General features: G+C 50.5%; 16 protein-coding genes. 8 read left to right on the forward strand and 8 right to left on the reverse strand.

Annotated features, from left to right (window positions below):
* Nucleotides 1–95: 95 nt before the first annotated feature.
* The 4 genes from ACOTXF_RS08100 to ACOTXF_RS08115 all read left to right on the forward strand — a co-directional run bounded on the left by ACOTXF_RS08100 (nt 96) and on the right by ACOTXF_RS08115 (nt 4,456).
* The gene (locus ACOTXF_RS08100; protein ID WP_045372638.1) at nt 96–1,232 is read left to right on the forward strand and encodes a polysaccharide export protein; all 1,137 of its coding nucleotides are present in this window, start codon (nt 96–98) and stop codon (nt 1,230–1,232) included.
* 2 nt (nt 1,233–1,234) lie between these two features.
* Entirely contained in the window at nt 1,235–1,666 is a 432-nt protein-coding gene (locus ACOTXF_RS08105) for a protein-tyrosine-phosphatase (RefSeq protein ID WP_021241484.1), read from the forward strand.
* Nucleotides 1,667–1,683: 17 nt separating this feature from the next.
* The gene (locus tag ACOTXF_RS08110; RefSeq protein WP_047747599.1) at nt 1,684–3,864 is read left to right on the forward strand and encodes a polysaccharide biosynthesis tyrosine autokinase; all 2,181 of its coding nucleotides are present in this window, start codon (nt 1,684–1,686) and stop codon (nt 3,862–3,864) included.
* Nucleotides 3,865–3,940: 76 nt separating this feature from the next.
* A complete protein-coding gene (locus ACOTXF_RS08115; RefSeq protein ID WP_023325651.1) occupies nt 3,941–4,456 on the forward strand; it encodes a protein disulfide oxidoreductase in 516 nt (171 codons plus the stop codon).
* A gap of 36 nt (nt 4,457–4,492) precedes the next feature.
* Here the strand turns inward: ACOTXF_RS08115 and ACOTXF_RS08120 are convergent, their stop codons facing one another.
* From ACOTXF_RS08120 to ACOTXF_RS08130, 3 genes are all read right to left on the reverse strand, one after another.
* Nucleotides 4,493–5,959 (reverse strand): aspartate aminotransferase family protein, encoded by a 1,467-nt coding sequence (locus ACOTXF_RS08120; RefSeq protein WP_316937065.1) that lies wholly within the window; start codon nt 5,957–5,959, stop codon nt 4,493–4,495.
* Nucleotides 5,960–5,977: 18 nt separating this feature from the next.
* On the reverse strand, nt 5,978–7,354 hold the full coding sequence (locus ACOTXF_RS08125) for a diaminobutyrate--2-oxoglutarate transaminase (protein WP_014884533.1): 1,377 nt from the start codon (nt 7,352–7,354) through the stop codon (nt 5,978–5,980).
* Nucleotides 7,355–7,686: 332 nt separating this feature from the next.
* Nucleotides 7,687–8,694, reverse strand: a complete 1,008-nt coding sequence (locus tag ACOTXF_RS08130; protein ID WP_021241480.1) for a LacI family DNA-binding transcriptional regulator — start codon at nt 8,692–8,694, stop codon at nt 7,687–7,689.
* 238 nt (nt 8,695–8,932) lie between these two features.
* Between ACOTXF_RS08130 and ACOTXF_RS08135 the strand changes: the two genes are divergently transcribed.
* Both ACOTXF_RS08135 and ACOTXF_RS08140 read left to right on the forward strand, forming a co-directional pair.
* Entirely contained in the window at nt 8,933–10,174 is a 1,242-nt protein-coding gene (locus ACOTXF_RS08135; RefSeq protein ID WP_021241479.1) for an MFS transporter, read from the forward strand.
* A gap of 16 nt (nt 10,175–10,190) precedes the next feature.
* Nucleotides 10,191–11,624 carry a glycoside hydrolase family 32 protein gene (locus ACOTXF_RS08140; protein ID WP_047747598.1) on the forward strand — a complete coding sequence of 478 codons (1,434 nt, stop codon included), beginning with the start codon at nt 10,191–10,193 and terminating at the stop codon, nt 11,622–11,624.
* A gap of 78 nt (nt 11,625–11,702) precedes the next feature.
* On the opposite strand, the gene ACOTXF_RS08145 is transcribed toward ACOTXF_RS08140, so the two are convergent.
* Both ACOTXF_RS08145 and ACOTXF_RS08150 read right to left on the reverse strand, forming a co-directional pair.
* Nucleotides 11,703–12,164 carry a hypothetical protein gene (locus tag ACOTXF_RS08145; protein ID WP_063448250.1) on the reverse strand — a complete coding sequence of 154 codons (462 nt, stop codon included), beginning with the start codon at nt 12,162–12,164 and terminating at the stop codon, nt 11,703–11,705.
* Between the two features lie 222 nt (nt 12,165–12,386).
* On the reverse strand, nt 12,387–12,806 hold the full coding sequence (locus ACOTXF_RS08150) for a YadA C-terminal domain-containing protein (protein WP_234115147.1): 420 nt from the start codon (nt 12,804–12,806) through the stop codon (nt 12,387–12,389).
* A 656-nt stretch (nt 12,807–13,462) separates the two neighbouring features.
* Here ACOTXF_RS08150 and ACOTXF_RS08155 point away from each other — a divergent pair.
* A complete protein-coding gene (locus ACOTXF_RS08155; protein ID WP_234115145.1) occupies nt 13,463–14,818 on the forward strand; it encodes an integrase in 1,356 nt (451 codons plus the stop codon).
* Nucleotides 14,819–14,867: 49 nt separating this feature from the next.
* Here the strand turns inward: ACOTXF_RS08155 and ACOTXF_RS08160 are convergent, their stop codons facing one another.
* The 3 genes from ACOTXF_RS08160 to ACOTXF_RS08170 form a co-directional block, all read right to left on the reverse strand.
* The gene (locus ACOTXF_RS08160) at nt 14,868–15,854 is read right to left on the reverse strand and encodes a DUF4062 domain-containing protein (RefSeq protein WP_136466627.1); all 987 of its coding nucleotides are present in this window, start codon (nt 15,852–15,854) and stop codon (nt 14,868–14,870) included.
* A gap of 108 nt (nt 15,855–15,962) precedes the next feature.
* The gene (locus ACOTXF_RS08165; RefSeq protein WP_136466625.1) at nt 15,963–16,229 is read right to left on the reverse strand and encodes a hypothetical protein; all 267 of its coding nucleotides are present in this window, start codon (nt 16,227–16,229) and stop codon (nt 15,963–15,965) included.
* Between the two features lie 501 nt (nt 16,230–16,730).
* Entirely contained in the window at nt 16,731–17,291 is a 561-nt protein-coding gene (locus ACOTXF_RS08170) for a tyrosine-type recombinase/integrase (RefSeq protein ID WP_232926850.1), read from the reverse strand.
* Between the two features lie 1,776 nt (nt 17,292–19,067).
* Here ACOTXF_RS08170 and ACOTXF_RS08175 point away from each other — a divergent pair.
* Complete coding sequence (locus tag ACOTXF_RS08175; RefSeq protein WP_136466621.1) at nt 19,068–19,496, forward strand: hypothetical protein; 429 nt, start codon at nt 19,068–19,070, stop codon at nt 19,494–19,496.
* Nucleotides 19,497–19,766 lie beyond the last annotated feature (270 nt).

The raw sequence follows: 19,766 nt of genomic DNA on the forward strand, positions 1-19,766 counted from the left end.
CTCATAAGCATAATTGATTACATTTCATGGGGTTGGATTGGGTCTTTTTACAGGCTTAACGATAAACGCAACGTTAAAAAGAAATATTTATATTAATGAAAAGTACAACTGCATTTTCGCTGTTATTTCTCAGTATTAGTCAGTTAACAGGGTGTGTTTTTTCACCTGGTCAGAACTTAAGTGTGTCAGGTAAGAAAGTTATTTCGGCGAAAGAGGCAAATTATCAGCTTGATAAGCGCGTGGAAATTTTTCCGCTGACGCCGGAGTGGATTGAAAAACTGCGTCCGCCCGTGTCGAAATCTCAGGCAAATCCTAATCTGGACAAGCAGATCAAAAACTGGGAATACCGTATTGGTGCAGGCGACATCCTGACGGTCACCGTCTGGGATCACCCTGAATTAACAACGCCCGCAGGACAATATCGTAGCGCGAGCGATACAGGCAACTGGGTCAACGCTGACGGTACGCTCTTTTATCCCTATGTCGGTAAACTGCGGGTGGCAGGAAAAACGGTTTCACAGGTACGTGAAGAGATTACGGCTCGACTGGATAGCGTCATTGAGAGCCCGCAGGTGGACGTCAGCGTAGCCTCCTTCCGTTCACAAAAAGCCTACGTCACCGGAGAGGTGGAAAAATCGGGTCAACAGCCGATAACCAATATTCCGCTGACGGTGATGGATGCGATTAACGCCGCGGGTGGGCTCTCGGCGGATGCCGACTGGCGTAACGTCGTGCTCACACATAATGGACAGGACGCCCACCTCTCACTCTATGCCCTGATGCAGCATGGCGATTTGACCCAAAATAAGCTGCTTTATCCTGGCGATATCCTGTTTGTTCCCCGGAACGACGCGCTGAAAGTGTTCGTAATGGGCGAGGTGGTGAAACAGAGCACCCTTAAGATGGATCGTAGCGGCATGACGTTGGCCGAGGCCCTGGGCAATGCCGGGGGGCTTAACCAAAATATGGCCGATGCAACCGGCATTTTTGTTATTCGCCAGGTATCGAAAAAAGGTGACACCGACAAAATCGCCAATATCTATCAGCTGAATGCGGAAGATGCTTCAGCCATGGTGCTGGGTACGGAATTCCAGCTTGAGCCGTATGACATTGTCTACGTCACCACGGCACCGCTATCGCGCTGGAATCGCGTGATCTCCCAACTGGTGCCCACCATCAGCGGCGTACATGACCTGACCGAAACCGTTCGTAACATCCGATCGTGGCCGTAGTCATGTTCCATTCAATCTTAGTGGTCTGCACCGGCAATATTTGCCGCTCACCCATTGGTGAGCGGCTATTGCGTCAGCAATTACCCGGCAGGCAGGTTACCTCTGCAGGTATTTTCGGACTAGAAGGACGCCCGGCGGATGCGAGTGCGCAGGCTGTGGCCTTGCGTCACGGCCTTTCGCTGGAGGGGCACGTTGCCCGCAGGGTGACGTGCAGTCTGTTGCAACAGTCCGACTTGATTCTGGTGATGGAGCCGGAACACCTTCGTTTTATTGCCACAATGGCCCCGGAGAACCGGGGAAAATCGCTGCTATTTGGACAATGGCTGGAAACCCAGGACATTCCCGACCCGTATCGCAAAAGCCGTGAAGCCTTTGAATATGTTTTCGGGCAATTGGGGAAAGCCAGTCAGGAATGGGCTCGTCGTTTGAGTTAACAAGGAATGAAGCCGTAATGTCGTCTTCTAAATCAGACAAATATAGTGCTGCGACACCGCAGAATAACGAAATGGATCTCATTCAGTTGCTTGCTGAGATGTTCGATCACCGGGTAATGATCGCGTGTGTTACGCTTCTGTTCACGGTATGTGCGGGAATCTACGCCTTCAGCGTCACGCCGGTTTATCAGGCTGATGCCCTGGTGCAGGTCGAAGCGAAGCAGGGCAACGCGCTGCTCAAGAACCTGACCTCGCTCAGATCCGATCTCTCACCCGATGTCGCTCCAGAACTTTTACTCCTTAAATCACGGATGGTCCTCGGACAGACCGTTGATCGGTTAGGGCTGACCTACGAGGTTAATAGGCGCTTGTTCCCCGTCATTGGGGCTTTCTGGGAGCACGTTCACGGGCGCAACCCCGCTGAAATCACGATTGGCTCGCTGAATATTCCGTCTGTGGAGGGGGATCCACAAACGCTTTTACTCACTGCTCTCGAGCAAGGGCGATATCGTCTTGAGGGACAAACGCTTGAGGCTGAGGGCGTTGTTGGAAAAGCGCTACTTAAAGAGGGCGTCTCTCTTCTGGTGACCTCCCTCAATGCGGCACCGGGAACCCAGTTTACCCTCAGCATCGTTACCAGGCTTGAGGCGATCAACGCCATTCAGAGCAGACTGACGGTTGTGGAGTCGTCGAAACAGAGTGGAATGATCACCTTAACGTTAACGGGTGACGATCCCGGCAAGACCGCTACGGTACTTAATACGATTGCCGAAAATTTTCTCAGCCAGAACATTGCGCGCCAGGAAGCTAAAGATTCCCGTAGCCTCACGTTCTTACAGGATCAGTTACCTAAAATCAGTCGCGAACTGGATGAAGCCGAGGCGCGACTGAATGCTTATCGAGAGCAAAGCGATTCGGTCGATTTATCTCTTGAGGCAAAGTCGGTTCTTGATCAGGTGGTTAACGTGGAAAATCAGCTTAACGCGCTGACGTTTCGCGAGGCAGAGGTCTCTCAGCTGTTCAAAAAGGGCCATCCCACCTACCGTGCTTTACTGGAGAAAAAACAAACGCTTGAGCGGGAACGCGCGCGCCTGTATAGCCGCGTCTCCTCAATGCCATCCACGCAGCAGGAAATATTACGCCTGAGTCGTGATGTTGAATCCGGGCGCGCCGTATACATGCAGTTGCTGACGCGTCAGCAAGAGCTGAGCATCTCGCGCTCCAGCGCTATCGGGAATGTGCGGATCATAGACCCGGCGGTGACGCAGCTGGCCCCTGTCAAACCGCGCAAAGCCCTCATCACTCTGTTTGGTATGATGATAGGGCTGCTCCTCTCTGCCGGAACGGTTTTAGTGCGTTCCGCCTTCAAGCGGGGCATTACCTCGTCAGAACAACTTGAAGAATTCGGGATGCCGCTGCTGGTAACGCTTCCGCGCTCGGTATGGTTATGGAAAAAAACGCACCTGCGCAGGAGAAACCTGTTTACTTCCCACTGGAAGCACAGGATATCCAACGTGCCTTTCCTGCCCATTGACCGTCCGGCTGATACGTTTGTCGAGGCGATGCGTGGGCTGCGCACCAGTTTGCATTTTACCATGATGGATACCGCAAACCGGGTTGTCGTGGTGTCTGGCCCCACGCAGGACTGCGGAAAGACGCTGGTCAGTACTTCACTGGCGTCGATTGTGGCACAGGCCGGACAGCGGGTGCTGTTTGTTGATGCGGATATGCGCAAAGGGTATGTCCACAATGTGTTCAGGCTGAACAATCATCGGGGGTTGTCCTGCGTGCTCGACGGAACCGTTGAGTGGCAGGAGGCGGTTCAACGCTTTGAGAAAGGCGGTTTTGATGTACTGACCTGCGGACCTCAACCTACGCATCCCGTTGACCTGCTCATGAGTGATCGCTTCCAGGATGTGATGGCGCAGATTGAAAAGCGGTATGACATCGTGATTATCGACACTCCACCTGTGCTTGCCGTGACGGATGCTTTGCTGATCGCCAGAGCAGCAGCCACTACGCTGCTGGTCGCCCGCTTTGGTAAAACCAGCGTGAAAGAGATCGAGACCAGCCTTAAGCGTATGGAACGGATGAACGTAAAGGTGAATGGCGTGATCCTCAATGACATTGTGAAATCGGCGGCGCTCTATTACAACTCGGGGTATAGCGCTTACGACTATGGCTATACCCGGGAGTAACCCTGGCGCGACATTTCTTTACAGCGTGATGGTGTATTGCCCGTTAAGATGACCTTCGTTAAAACGCGAGGTCACAATGGATAACCGCAAAATCAATCGACTGCGCCGCTGGGCGCGGGAAGGGGTAATACTCGTTCTGCTGACGCTGGCCGTGGCGTGGGGAGTTGATCAATACCGAAAACCGACACTCCCCGCCAGTTTTAGTGCAACGCCGATGACGAGCATCGACGGAAAAATGCATGATATTGCGGCGCTCAGCCAGGAGCGTCCGCTGCTGATCTACGTCTGGGCGACCTGGTGCAGCATTTGCCGTTACACCACGCCTGCGGTTAATCAGCTGGCAGAAGAGGGCGGGAACGTGGTGAGTATCGCCATGCGCTCTGGTGATAACGCAAAGCTTGCACGCTGGGTTGACAAGAAACAGCTTAAAATGCCGGTGATAAACGATGAAAACGGTGCGCTGTCGCAGGCGTGGCAGGTGAGCGTGACGCCGACGTTAGTCATTGTATCGAAGGGGAACGTGGTCAGTACCACAACGGGCTGGACGAGCTACTGGGGATTAAAAATCAGGATGTGGTGGGCGGGCTTATAAGAATAACCCCTCTCCCGGCGGGAGAGGGGTTTTATATTACTTAGCCAGAACTTCCTGCGCGGTGCGCTCAACCAGAGACAGCAGGATTTTGATATCTTCCAGCGTCACGGTTGGGTTCAGCAGCGTCAGCTTCAGGCAGGTCACGCCGTTATGCTCGGTCACGCCGACGTTTGCACGGCCGGATTCCAGCAGCGCATCACCAATTTTCTGGTTCAGCAGGGCGATACCGGCATCATCTGCCTGCACCTCGCCACGGAAGCGGAACAGCACGCTTGCCAGCTGCGGCTGCATAACCAGTTCCAGCGCAGGCTGCGCTTTCACGTACGGCGCAACCTGCTGTGCCAGGGTCACGCCGTGATCGATGATCGCCGCGTATTGCTCCTGACCCAGCGCTTCCAGGCTCATCCACAGCTTCAGCGCGTCGAAACGACGGGTGGTCTGCAGAGATTTGGAGACCAGGTTCGGCACGCCGGCTTCTTCGTCGAACTCAGAGTTCAGGTAAGCCGCCTGATAGCGCATCAGCTCATAGTGGCGCGCTTCTTTCAGCAGGAACGCGCCGCAGCTGATGGTCTGGAAGAACTGCTTGTGGAAGTCCAGGGTGACGGAATCCACCAGCTCAATGCCGTCCAGGTAGTGACGATACTGCTCAGACATCAGCAGCGCGCCGCCCCAGGCCGCATCAACGTGTACCCAGATGTTCTGCTTCGCCGCCAGTTCAGCAATGGCGCGCAGCGGATCGATAGCACCGGCATCGGTGGTACCTGCCGTTGCGACGATCGCCAGAATCTGCTCGCCGTTCGCATTGCACTGTTCGATTTTCGCCGCCAGATCGGTCAGATCCATGCGGGAGAATTCGTCCGTTTTCACCTGCACCACGGACTGGTAGCCCAGACCCATCAGCGCCATGTTTTTCTGCACGGAGAAGTGCGCGTTTTCAGAGCACAGTACGCGGATCTTACGCAGATCGCCCACCAGACCGTCCTGCTGAACGGAGTGACCCTGACGCGCAAAGAACGCATCGCGCGCCAGCATCAGGCCCATCAGGTTGCTCTGGGTTCCGCCGCTGGTGAAGACACCGGCGTCGCCAGCCTGATAACCCACGCGGGTACGCAGCCACTCGATCAGTTTGATCTCGATGATGGTTGCGGACGGGCTTTGATCCCAGGAGTCCATACTCTGGTTAGTGGCGTTGATCAGCACTTCCGCCGCCTGGCTTACGACCAGGCTTGGGCAGTGCAGGTGCGCCACACACTGCGGGTGATGAACGGACAGGCTGTCTTTCAGGAAGAACTCCACGGCGCGTTCAATCGCCGCTTCGTTGCCCAGCCCTTTCGGGTTGAAATCCAGCTTAATACGGTCGCGCAGTTCCGCGACCGTTTTGCCCTGGTACATCTCAGGCTGTTTCAGCCACTGCATCACAGCCTGAGTGCTTTGTTCAATCGCCTGCTGGTAAGCTTCAATGCTCTGCGCAGAGGAGAACAAAATTGGGTTTGAATCAGACATCGTAATCAATAACTCCGGTTACGCCGGGCGAACGCCCGCAGCAAGCAGTGCCTGCTCAAATTTATCCAGGAAGATCTTCAGCTCTTCATCGCTGATCAGCAGAGAAGGCAGCAGACGCAGAACGATACCGTTACGACCACCGCGCTCCAGAATCAGACCGGCTTCGAAGCACTTCTTCTGAATCAGTGCAGACAGCTCGCCGTCGCCCGGGAAGCAGCCCATGTGGTCAGCGGCTTCGTGCGGCTTAACGATCTCAATACCGATCATCATGCCCAGACCGCGAACGTGACCGATAACCGGATAACGTTTCGCCATCTCTTTCAGCTGGCCTTTCAGCCATTCGCCCTGTGCCGCCACTTTGCCTGCGATGTTCTGGTCTTTCAGGATTTTCAGCGTCGTCAGACCGGTTGCCATCGCCAGCTGGTTGCCGCGGAAGGTACCGGTGTGGTGACCTGGCGCCCATGCGTCGAACTGCTTTTTGATACCGAGTACGGCCAGCGGCAGACCGCCACCGACTGCTTTAGACATCACGATGATGTCTGGCTCGATGCCCGCGTGTTCGAAGGCGAAGAATTTACCGGTACGGGCAAAGCCAGCCTGAACTTCGTCGAGGATCAGCAGAATGCCGTGTTCCTGAGTCACTTTACGGATGCGCTGCAGCCACTCAGCCGGAGCCGGGTTCACGCCGCCTTCGCCCTGAACCGCTTCCAGGATCACCGCAGCAGGTTTACGCACGCCGCTTTCAACGTCGTTGATCAGGTTATCGAAGTAGTAAGTCAGCGCTTTCACGCCCGCTTCACCACCGATACCCAGCGGGCAACGGTATTCGTGCGGGTAAGGCATGAACTGCACTTCTGGCATCATACCGTCTACCGCTTCTTTCGGAGACAGGTTGCCGGTCACGGACAGTGCGCCGTGGGTCATGCCGTGGTAACCACCAGAGAAGCTGATGATACCGCTACGGCCGGTCACTTTTTTCGCCAGCTTCAGCGCTGCTTCAACGGCGTCAGCACCGGATGGACCGGTGAACTGCAGGCAGTACTCTTTGCCCTGGCCAGGCAGCAGAGAGAGCAGGTATTCGGAAAACGCGTCTTTCAGAGGCGTTGTCAGATCCAGAGTATGTAACGGCAAGCCGCTGGTAATGACATTTTGGATGCTTTTCAGCACATCAGGATGGTTATGGCCAAGCGCAAGGGTCCCTGCACCTGCTAAACAGTCAAGGTATTCTTTATTATCTGCATCGGTGATCCACACGCCTTCTGCTTTAGTGATGGCTAAAGGCAGTTTGCGCGGATAACTCCTGACGTTAGATTCAAACTCGGCCTGACGGGCCAGATAGGTTTCGTTGCTTTTGTGGGCATCTACGGTGTCAATACGGACTTTATCCGTCATCATATCACTCCTACAACCGCCGCTTCGTTATGAGCCACGATTGAATAAAAAGTTAAAAAACAGAAGGGGCCTGAAAAAAACGCCGCCAATATAGAGCCTTTTGCCACGGGGCTCAATGGTTAATTTGTTTACTGTTTTGTGACACGTGTGTATAGCGAGGAAATATCCCCTTTTTTAAAATGAAAATTGTATTTTATGCCAAATAAAAACAGCTAGTTACAGGCTATTTGCCCGGTGTGTAAAGCCGCAGAAAAGAGTGTGACAAATCGTGCCATTGAACGGCATAAAAGGAGGGAAGCTTTCCCTGTTTATCCGGCAGGTGCAGAAAACGGTGCTCACGTTGCCTGTGCAACGGAATCACGCAGTAAAAATGGACTTTCTACGCGCGTGGTTTCCTGATGTTCTTCACCGTTAATAATATGCAGGGCGCTCAGGCGACCAATTTCATAGTGCGGCAGTTGTACCGTCGTGAGAGGAGGAAGGAACAACTCCCCAATGCCCACCATATTGTCATAGCCGATCACCGCGACGTCGTCCGGTATACGAAGCCCTTGTCCCAGTAGCGTCTGGTACACCATAAACGCGATACGATCGTTACCGCAGATAACGGCGTCGAACCTGGGAATGCCATTCTGCATGTGCGCCAGCAACACGGCCGGAATGTCGCGATAGTGCTCATCGCCGAGTGCCATATAGCAGTGCTCCAGGCTGTCCGGATCGAGCCCCGCTTCACGGCATGCACGCTCCAGCCCCTGACGACGGCGGGTTGTGGCCAGATGCCCCTCAGGTAAATGCAGGCAGAGAGGGCGTCGATAACCCTCCGCGAGTAACGCCCGCACGGCGGTATATTGCCCTTGCTCATCATCGGGAATATAGCTGGCGACCTTTTCGCCGTCGCTTTCGCAGTTGGCCAGCACGCAGGGAAGGGTGAGGAGTTTGGCCGGGAGAGGAACCTGACGTAACCCCATGGTGGTGTAGATAATTCCGTCGGGCCGATGAGAGAGGAGAAGGTCGACAATGGCGTCCGGATTGTCATCGGTAAACATATTCATCACGAAGCTGTTCCAGCCGTGCATTCTGGCCGTCTCTTCAATAGACAGCGTGATCTCCACCGAGAACGGTGTCGTCACCGTATCGAGCGCCAGTACCCCTATGGTTTTAGGCGAGGCATGCGCGCCGCGTATTTTCTTGGCGGACAGATCGGGCACGTAGCTGGTCTGCTCAATAGCCAGCTGAACGCGCGCCAGCGTTTCCGGCTTAAGGCGCTCCGGGCTGTTCAGCGCGCGGGAGACCGTCATCAGCGATACGTTAGCCAGCTTTGCGACGTCCTTCAGGGAAGCCATTGTCTTACTCCGTGAATGCTCTGCGTGAAAGGGTATACAACTAAGTCGCTGATGTAAAAGAAAGGCTGATGCCCAGGCCGGGTCATGTTTACCTCAGTGATGAATATTTGATCGCGATCTCATTCTCTTAATGTTAACGTTAACTTTCGTGATTAACATCTTAAATTTCAGCCAAACAGCATGTGAAAGCGTAAATGTTAACGTTACCATTGCGTCATTACTCCAACATGAGAATGTCATGATGAAAACGCATCACTCTCACAGCTACCCTTTATTAAGCGCATTACTGTTTTTCTTTTTTGTCACGTGGTCATCTTCCGGCTCGTTGCTCTCTATCTGGCTTCACCAGGAGGTGGGGTTAAAGGCAGGGGATACGGGGGTCATCTATGCCGTGCTGTCCGTCTCCGCGCTGTGCGCGCAAATCTGCTACGGCTTCATTCAGGACAAACTCGGCCTGCGAAAAAACCTGCTCTGGTTTCTGACCAGCCTGCTCATTCTTTCCGGTCCGGCCTTCCTGCTGTTTGGTTATCTGCTGCAGATTAACGTGTTACTCGGCAGTATTTTCGGCGGGATTTATATCGGGCTGACGTTTAACGGCGGGATTGGTGTACTGGAATCCTATACCGAGCGCGTGGCCCGCCAGAGTCAGTTTGAGTTTGGCAAGGCGAGGATGTGGGGATCCCTTGGCTGGGCGGTGGCAACCTTTTTTGCCGGTCTGCTGTTCAACATCAATCCGAAGCTGAACTTCGCGGTGGCGAGCTGCGCCGGGCTGGTGTTTTTTGTGTTGCTGGCGCGCCTAAGAGTCTCTTCCGCGCCGCACGCCATGCAGGAGGCGGTATCCGGCGGTAAGGTCACGCTGGAGGATGCCTTACGTCTGTTGACGCTGCCGCGCTTCTGGGCGCTGGTGTTTTTCGTTATTGGCACCTGTATTTACGGCGTTTACGACCAGCAGTTCCCGGTCTATTTCTCCTCACAGTTCCCGACGCTGCAGGAAGGAAACGCCATGTACGGCTATCTCAACTCCTTTCAGGTTTTCCTGGAAGCGGCGGGCATGTTCTGCGCCCCGTGGCTGGTGAATCGCCTCGGTGCGAAAAACGGCCTGATTTTCGCCGGAATGGTGATGGCGATGCGTATGGTGGCATCGGGTCTGGTTGAGGGACCGGTATTGATCTCCATTACCAAGCTATTGCACGCGGTTGAACTACCCGTTTTGCTGGTCTCCATCTTTAAATACAACAGCCTGCATTTTGATAAACGGCTCTCTTCCACCCTCTATCTGGTGGGCTTTGCCTGTACAAGCTCGGTGATTGCCTCGGTGCTGTCGCCGCTGGCAGGTTACAGCTATGAGAAATACGGCTTTGCCCAGTCATATCTCATCATGGGGCTACTGGTCTTCAGCACCACGTTTATCTCCATCTTCCTGTTGCGCTCGGGTAAGTCCTCTTCTGACCCGCTCATGCCGCAACCTTCCACCATCTGATCGAAAGAGTAGAGAAATGATGTATTCCATTACGAAAGCAGAACAGGAACTGCAGTCCAGACGCGAAGGGCTTAATCTGCGCTGGTATCCCCGTTACCACCTCGCAGCGCGCGCTGGCTGGATGAACGACCCGAATGGCCTGGTCTGGTTTGACGGCTGGTATCACGCCTTTTATCAACACCATCCGTATTCGACCCAGTGGGGGCCGATGCACTGGGGCCATGCGCGCAGCAAAGATTTAGTTCGCTGGGAGCACCTCCCGGTTGCGCTGGCCCCGGAAGGGCCAGACGACAAGGACGGCTGTTTTTCCGGCTCAGCGGTGGTGGATGGCGACACGCTGGCGCTGATTTACACCGGCCACAAATTCCACGGCGATCCTGGCGATGAGGCTAATCTCTACCAGGTGCAGTGCCTGGCAACCAGCCGTGACGGCATCCAGTTTGTGCGGCACGGGACAGTCATTGATACACCGCCCGGGCTGCATCACTTCCGCGATCCGAAGGTATGGCGTGAAGGGGCGTGGTGGTACATGGTCGTTGGCGCGCGCGAGGGGGATACGGGCCAGGTGCGTGTGTACCGGTCTGCCGATCTGCGCGAGTGGCAGGACAGGGGCGTGCTCGCGGTGGCTGAAAAAGAGCTGGGTTATATGTGGGAATGCCCGGACTTTTTCACTCTCAATGGTAAACGCGTGCTGATGTTCTCGCCTCAGGGACTGGCGGCAGACGGATTTAAACATCGCAATCTCTTCCAGAGCGGCTATCTGGTAGGCGAATGGCAGCCTGGTCAGCCTTTTGTGCGTGAAGGTGAATTTGTGGAGATGGACTACGGGCATGATTTCTATGCGCCGCAAAGTTTCCTGACGCCGGATGGCAGACGCCTCGTTATCGGCTGGCTGGACATGTGGGAATCTCCCCTTCCGGAACAGGAGGACGGGTGGGCTGGCATGCTCTCTTTACCGCGCGAACTGACGCTGAGTGCCGATAACCATCTGCAAATGCGGCCAGCCCGAGAAGTGGAAAGCCTGCGCGGGGCGTGGTTCCCCTGGCCGATAAGTACGCTTAATAACCAGCAGATGACGCTGGTGGAACACTGCGATGCGATGGAGGTCATTCTGCAGTGGGATTGCGCCAACAGCAGTGCGGAGCAGTACGGCATTCGTCTTGGCGACGGGTTACGCCTTTATGTTGATGCGCAGATGCAGCGCCTGGTGCTGGAGCGAGACTATCCGCAGTATGGCCTGTGCGGGACCCGAAGCGTCGCGCTTAACCTTAGCAACGCGCTTAATCTTCGTTTGTTCTTTGATAGCTCTTCCGTGGAAGTGTTTGTTAACGAGGGTGAGGCGTGCCTCAGCAGCCGTATATATCCTGATGCCGACTGCCGCGAGCTGGCGTTATTTGCCTGGACGGGAGGAGCATCGCTTATTCATGGCGGGGCGTGGCAGCTGGAGTAAATCTATTAACGAGCTAAAACAAAGCCCCATAAACATGGGGCTACGTAAATCTTATCAGGTGGTAGCGTCCTGCAAAGATCACATTTTTGATAATTGTGCGTTTACAACTCTCTCTTTTTCGACAACCAGCTGCATAATATAGCTACCCTTGTGCCATGAACCTTTATTTGGCTTCCAGCCTTTCGAAAGCAGATATTCAGCAGCATCAGAGACAGGCTTATTCATAACGTGATCCGCATCACCTGATAACTTTTTTAAATCACCGCTTACTTTGGCTGGCTTGCTATCACAACGACCGGCAGCATCCATAACCTGAGTGCAGCCTTCAGGAAGGCGCCTGTGCGCTGACTGTGCAAGTTGAGCAGCATTCTCTAAAGCCTGTTTTTCAGCCGCAGCGTTAATGGCTGTGGTGCGGTTTTGCTCTGCAATATAACAAGCATCTTTACTCACTCCTTTGCTTTGACAATCAGCCATCCGTTGAGCTGGTGAGGAACACGCAGCAAGAGATAATATAGCCGCTACCATCATTAACTTTTTCATTATTGCCTCAGTAATTACAATTATAAATATAGGTGCCTAACATCAAGCCGATCCATATCCCTAATAAAATAAAAGTGAGATACAAAACAGCGGAAATAAAAATGTACTTTGTCATTTTTGTGCTAGCAGCAATGTATTGAGTTATAGCCAGCTAATTAAACTCAATGGTGAGTTTTTTAGCTGATTGGCGGTTTGCTGGCATTTTAATTTAATATTGTTAAATCACCATCCGTAAGATGCGGACGCCGCAACAATTTCATCACCGTTGGATGTACCTGATGTAGAGAGGGTAGCGGCTATATTCTCAGCGAACTTATGACGGTAACCGACTGCGTAACCTTGCGCATCTTTGAAATTGGCAGCACCGACGGCAACCGCGTTATCGGTATCAACGTAATGCAAACCAGCAAGAGAAGCAGCGCCAGCGATACCAGCACGATATTCCTTGCGATCCTCATTCTGCTGATTCTCCAGAGAAGAGAACTTCGCGTTATTTTGACTCTCTAACGCAGTAATACGTGATTCATGATTCGCTAATTGTGCGCTGTGATTCTGAATCGTCGTTTCTTGTGCTTGCTGGCGTGACTGAACGTTAGCAACAGCAGCTTTGTTAGGGAGGGTGCGAATAAGTACCCTCCGCAACGAAAATGAAACTTTTAGTCAATTAAATTCAATCACTTACATAGGCGTTTTTTTGCGTTTGGTGACTTATTCGCACCTTCCTTAGCAGCGGCTACCGTTTGTGCATCAACCGCTAAAGATTGCGTATAAGCGCCCGTATTAAATGCCTGAGTCGCTTTGTCAGAGGCATACTGAAGGGCGTGATCTTGTCTATCCTGATCGGCGTCGAAAATGCTTTTATCTACCTTACCTGCCAGCGCTTGAGTGTTAGGGAGGGTGCGAATAAGTACCCTCCGCAACGAAAATGAAACTTTTAGTCAATTAAATTCAATCACTTACATAGGCGTTTTTTTGCGTTTGGTGACTTATTCGCACCTTCCCTAGCGAAAACGTGTTTAGGGAGATTCATAACGCGAACGCTGCCGTGATAAATCAAAACTCCTTGCGCCTGGCCTGTGGCCACGGTTACACTGATTGAGAACATTGATTTTAATAAATCATTGTTTTAAAAGTATTTTGACTCGGGGTGCCCTTCTTTGTGAAGGCTGAGAAATACCCGTATTACCTGATCTGGATAATGCCAGCGTAGTCCTGGCGATTATCCAAGATATAAATCAAAGACTTGCACGGTTTTTTCTCTTCATTTTGTTATGTTGTCACTCACAGAGACAAACAAAATGGCACACACACCGATCAATCACACCATCATCCGTAACGGGATCTACTACGCCAGCTTTCGCCTGTCGGGTCATAAATATTTCCGTCGGTCGTTAGAGACAGATAGCCACAGCCACGCGCAACTCTTGATGTCATTTGCATCTCCAGCTATTCCATTAGTCAAACGTGGAACCATTCACCCGGATCAGTTTGGTCAACGTCTTTCTGATTTCAGCAACCGCTTAAAGCAACAGAATGAACACTGGCTGGTTCAACAATTTCTCAGTGATGAACGGCGCAATCTTCAGCCGATAGTTGTTCAGGAATACCGCGCGGTTGTTGCGCCTTCAGAAGATGAGGAAGAACAAACAGAAGCACAGTCAAAGGATGTGTTAACACTGGCTGGCGCTTGGAATATGTACAAAAAGGAGAAAGCCCAAAACTGGACGAAGGCTATCTCACAAGCCAATGAGCGCTTTATGGAAGTGCTGTTAATTGTCCTTGGTACAACAACCGATGTCACGACGATCACCAAACAGGACATTAAGCAGGTGATGGAAGTTGTTGAAAACTTGCCTAAGCGTATAGTGCAGCCTTATCGGTCAATGACGGTTCAGCAATTGATCGAGTGTGATGATGTGCCACCTGAAGATTTGGTTGGCGCTGAGTCTATCCACAAGCATTTAAAGATTTACAAATCGTTGTTTAAAACCTTCCTGACTGACAATAAAGATATTCTGGAGAAGTCTCCGACTGATGGAGTTGTCGCCGCACCGTCGAAAGCGAGGTTTGGAGCTTACAGTGCAGCAGAAATGAGAAAGTTTGTAGGGTGGGCGCTCAAGCAGCCTGATGGCTGGCAGAAATGGATCACCTTGTTGTTGGCGTACACGGGAGCCAGAAGAGGCGAAATCGCCAAGCTGGAGAAATCACAGATCAAATTTGATGAAGATAGCCAGCGGCACTATCTCCTGATCGCGGAAGGAGGGCAGGGGAAAACCGAGAACGCTACAAGGCAGGTGGCGATCCATCCCAAACTGATCGAGTGGGGGTTCCTCGATTTTGTAAACCGCCAATGGAAAGAGAAGATTTTCTCGCCTGTGTCGGGTAAGAATATGCCGAAGATCGGCAAAGTTTTAGCCGATGTCCGCGATCAGCTTGGTATTCCCTACCTTGATGATTATGGGCAGCGGCGGCTAGTTCACAGTTTCCGGCATACCATGATTTCAACCTGTTTAGCTGGCTGGGTTGGCAATCTGGCACACTTGCAGCAGGTCGTAGGCCATGAGAAAAGCGGGTCAGGGATTACCAGAAGGTATCTTCATACATTCCCGCTATCCACGGTATGCTATGTGATTGATGGGCTTAATTGGTCTTAACGTTAGAGATCGAGCCCTAGTAACCTTTATTACTAGGGCTCATATAATGTCATTCTTCTACGACTTCCTTTTTCTCTTTAACTCGTTTGACCTTGTTTTTCTCAACGTAAGCAAGGAGTTTAGCTCCTTTATCTGTTATAACATACCTACGATATTTAACACCTGTAACCTTCTCGTTTTCCATGAGACCATGAACTTTAAGCATCGGACTTATTGTAAAATATAAATAGTTGGCAGTGCTATCCATTCCGACATTATTGGTTATTCCGTTAATTAATGGTCGTCGGAATGCAACGAAGACACTTAAAAGATTTGTATCAATGCTCACATCGGAGCCAGCATGTTCTGGCGGAACAGTGATCTCTATTGCAGATAAGATATCGTATAGCTCTTTTAATTCAATGTCTTTATCATTCGTAAATGAACTTATTTTTTTGTCTTTAATCTCAATCTGTGATTTTAATTGTCTGTTTTCTTCATTTAATTTCTTGATTTCCTCAGCCAGATCATGAGTATCAATGATTTCATCTGCTGAAACCCACCCCTTAAGTTTTCTATTGGCGCTGAAATCAGAAAGGCTCTCATGCACACACAAACGAATATCTTTAACATCCTCAAAAAAAGATGACATGTTTGATAACACTTTATCTTTGAAGTCTGCTAAGGATTTCGGTTCCTTTAATTCAATAAAGTCAGTTCCCTTTTCCATGACTTTTTTTTCTAGCGCCTCCTTTGTAATCACAACTGCGAAGAGCGCTTTGCCTTTTTCTACAGCATAGTCATATTCTAATTCAGTATAACTTTTTCCGGTTGTCGGTTCGATTGAGCCATAGCGACCGCCGAGTATTAACATATATACGTCAGACTCATCGATCCAGTTTTTTATGATATCCATTTGTGATCGATCAGCAGCGGTAAACAGCTCCATGCCTGCGGGAATGTGCCCAGCTTTAAGGATCGCACTTACCGCTGCTTGTCTTTCCTCGATCAGATCAGTAAAAGTGCTGGATACGAAAACCTGTAATTTCCTTTTCATTATTAACCTTTGCTATTCACTAAGATGTTTAAAAGAATATTCTCTTTGAAATGCTGTTTCAATTACAGGTCACGAGGAGGTCTCCCTCCTCGTGATCCGGATCATCTTTTATCCAACCTGACGGTAGGAATCACGTACCCCGTCACGATAGCCATCAGCAAAAGCAGCTTGAGGGCTTTTATGGCGAACAGTTCCCGCCTGGCTATCAGGTAAGGCGGCTAAATCTACCCAAACCTGACCCGTGCGAGCCAAGCCAGCGCGGTAACCCTGATCGTAAGCGCAGCCGCAACATTTATGGCGACCTTCACCACCTTGATCGTGAGGTAAGCTAATGAAAAGAGTGTTGTAACGGTGTGATTGTTTACAAATAGTCATGCATTGCTCCTTATGAGCGTCATTTTATGGTTTACATGATCCTCTTTGCCTGGCACAATCAAGCCGTGAAAAATGAAGGCAAGGCTAAGATTCATACGAGTTTGGCGACTCGTATTGGTCATGCTTTGTAAGCCGGGTTCATGCAAATGAATCCGGTTTTTTTTACGCCTAAAATTCAGGCGAAGCACTACATGTGGGGGTGGTCAATCAATAGCGGCCCCACATAGTCGATATTCTAGTGATGATTGTTTTCTGCACAAGGGTTGATTTTGACGTTAAATTGAGGTTGTGAAAGGGTAAAAATGCAAAACCCTACACAGCATAAGGCCTGGAAGACATGTCAATGATTAAGAAAATAAAATCAAAATTTGATCGAGTGCTGATTTCTTCAACGGGAGGGCAGAATTGCGCAACATGATATCGCGCAATCTTTATAAGAATAATGAATGTTGCCAGTGGTTTTGATAGTTGCGTGCAACATATAGTTAACATCAACAGTCCTTAATAGTCGATGGTCTGGAATACTTCTTCAACATCCTTATCCATGATCCCACAATACGCCAGCGTGACCGCCTGCGATGAATGCCCGTACAGCTTCGTGAGCGTCGGCAGACTTACCCCACGTTTTATGGCGTGATAGCCAAGGTTCTTACGTGGACTGTGCGCCGCAATGTGCAAATTGAGCATATCCCCGGCTTCTTTGAATTTGGCTGAGACCGTCACCCGGCTGATCGGTTTTCCTTTGGCCCGGTTGCTGTCCACTTCGAACAGGTATTCATGACCAGGATTATCAGCACGGCGTTGTGCTACCAGTTCAAGTGCTTTGGCAGTCAGAATGATCGAGCGGATTTTCCCTGTCTTCTGTTCCTTCAGGTTCAACACGTTCCCTTCGATGTGATTAAAGTCGGTATAGCGCAATCTGAGAGCGTCACCAATACGCGCCGCTGTCTGATTAAGGAATACCCACAAATCACCGTAGATAGCGCTGCTGTTATGCTGGCGTAACAGTCTTTCAACCTCTGCGATCTTCTCTTTGTCTCTGACTGGTTCGACCTTCTTCATACAATTCCCCATTGCTATCTCATTAAGTAAGTTACAAAGAAAATATTGATCATAATATGATCATTGTAAAGGATTTTTTATATGTTATTGCACCCACTCCCGCGCGGTGGGAAACGAAAGTGAGGGCCACTCTTCAGATATTAGTGTCGGAAAAACCCTGGTTTACCTGGGGATCTGCTGGACAGTCTCTCCAGTGGTTCAATAAAAATGAACCATCATTTTAAAATATCGAAGGGTAGTCCTTTGCACACCACATATGCTGGCTCTAGTAATGAATAAACCTTGCCTGATTCTGCATAAATTCTGCATAAGACAGCCTCTTAGATGTTCATCCACAACACATCTCATAAGAATCAATGATTTGATAACTTACACATGTACATTGTGTAAGTTAGAGGTGAGTTCTTATACCTGCCAGCAGGCCACTACGTCAGCCTCCAACAGGCGAAATTCTCCCGCCGTAACAGGTCACGGATACGTACCTTTTTCCACACCAGCGTATGCATTCTCACCAATCCCTTCTACGCTCCACCAGAAGCCCGTAGCGGCGTTATCTCCACACAATCGTGAACTGACCCACCCATAGCACAGCACCACGCTGAGAGGCTCTCACAGGCCCAGGAATGGAGGGTTTTCAGTTGTTTTTGCTAAGAAAATTTATTTTTTCGGTATTGAAGGGCGGATCGGTGATTGTGTTTAGCCACACCACGAGTGACAGATCTGCCGAGGCCACGCCATTACTGGCTTCGTTGTGTACATCTCGATATAACGATCACCACATCCTACAGGCTAGCAGGTGACTACAACCCCACAATAGGTGGTAGAAATGGCGATTTAAGGGGCACTTAATTCGATTTAAGTACAATTTAATATCCCTAGATGCTGTGGGCCCTTGAGAAGCAGACCACTGAAGAAAGGTAAGTGGTGAGATGCTCTCACATGGGGGTAAAAATACCCCTATAGGAATTTGAATGTAGGTAAATACACCCCTATTGAATTTTGGTATGGGGGTAAATATACCCATATAGAGTGCCAGCAATGGGGGTAAAAATACCCCACTAAAAAGACTCTTTTATGAGACTAATAAAACCCACAAAAGACTTTTAGAACCATGTAAGACTTAAGGTCAAGATCTAAAGACAGGTCAAAGACTGGTTGAACATGCGTTCAATTGTTGGTGTTAAGGAGTGATGTCTTATCGCTCCGCTCCGAATGGCTCTGCCACTTCAGATATGTGTGGAAGACAAGCCGCGAGGCGCGTCAGTCAAATGTGAATCGAGCATGGCGCAGAGGAGCTTGCAACGCGACGTACACTCCCCCCTTGGAGGGGCGGCGCTCCCCCCTCAGACTTCACAAAGCCGCTATGCGGTGAATCCCCGATTCATCTTGATTGTTGTGACCGTTGATTGACAACGGACAATCAAGACTAGATAACAGGAGGTTCACAGAGCGCATCAGACACGCTACACGGCATTTAAACGGTAGAGGTAACCCATAGGTACTGCCTACGGCTTGGAATCGCTTAGAACGCGCCATGGGGGGTGTAACCCTTTATTATTTCCCACCTGAAATAAGAATGCAATGCATATAATTAAATTCAGCACGAATTGCTAATGACATTGTATGTTGCTTTATGGAATTATGCGGCCCACCCCAAAATGCTGATAGCACACTTTTGTCTGTTATGCAACAAAAAACTTGACAAAAAGTGTGATTTATGACATAATATATTCATACCTTGAGAAAAGGAAACATTTAAACAACATAGGAGATTAGATGACAAAACCAGTCCTGTTCGACTTTTCGAACGCTACCGCCTCAGAGATTGTTTCTGCAATCGACAACAAAATCACTTCGTTAGTAAATCTTCGCAGTTTCAGAACCCGCGTTGGCGGCTCCAGGAAAGCAGACAAACTATACCCAGCAACTCGTGAAGCCATGAATATCATCAAAGGTCTGCGTCAGCAGGCTAAGAATGCAAAAATCATCCGGGATATTCTGACGCCTTATAGCCATGAGTTGGCAAAAGGCCGTGATGTTATGGAAATCATTGAACCTGTGCTTTCTGCTTGGCGTGTCTATTACGCCTCTCATGGCATCGGTCTGATGAATGAGCAGATCCTTCTGCTTAAGATGATTGAGTCTGGCGGTGAACTCGAAGGCATTACCGGAAAAGCCATTCCCGAACTGACCACAACCGAATAACCATTCTCTGCTTTACTCCGCTGGCAGCAACGCCACCAAACGAAATCGCCGCAAACACGGCTCCTTACCCCTGATCGCCACAGTGATCGCAGGGGCGATAACCTTTATGCATTCGGGGGGAACTTGAGATGAAACTATCTTTAGACGATGAAACATATGCAATTTTACGCGAGGAATCTGACCGCCTCGGGATGCCGGTTCCCAGGATGATCCGGAACATGTGCCAGAACCTGGCGAAACACATTCAGAAACGCAATGAACAACCACTGA

It is taken from the genome of Enterobacter cloacae complex sp. IR53041 (genome assembly GCF_049238285.1).
GTDB lineage: Bacteria > Pseudomonadota > Gammaproteobacteria > Enterobacterales > Enterobacteriaceae > Enterobacter > Enterobacter roggenkampii.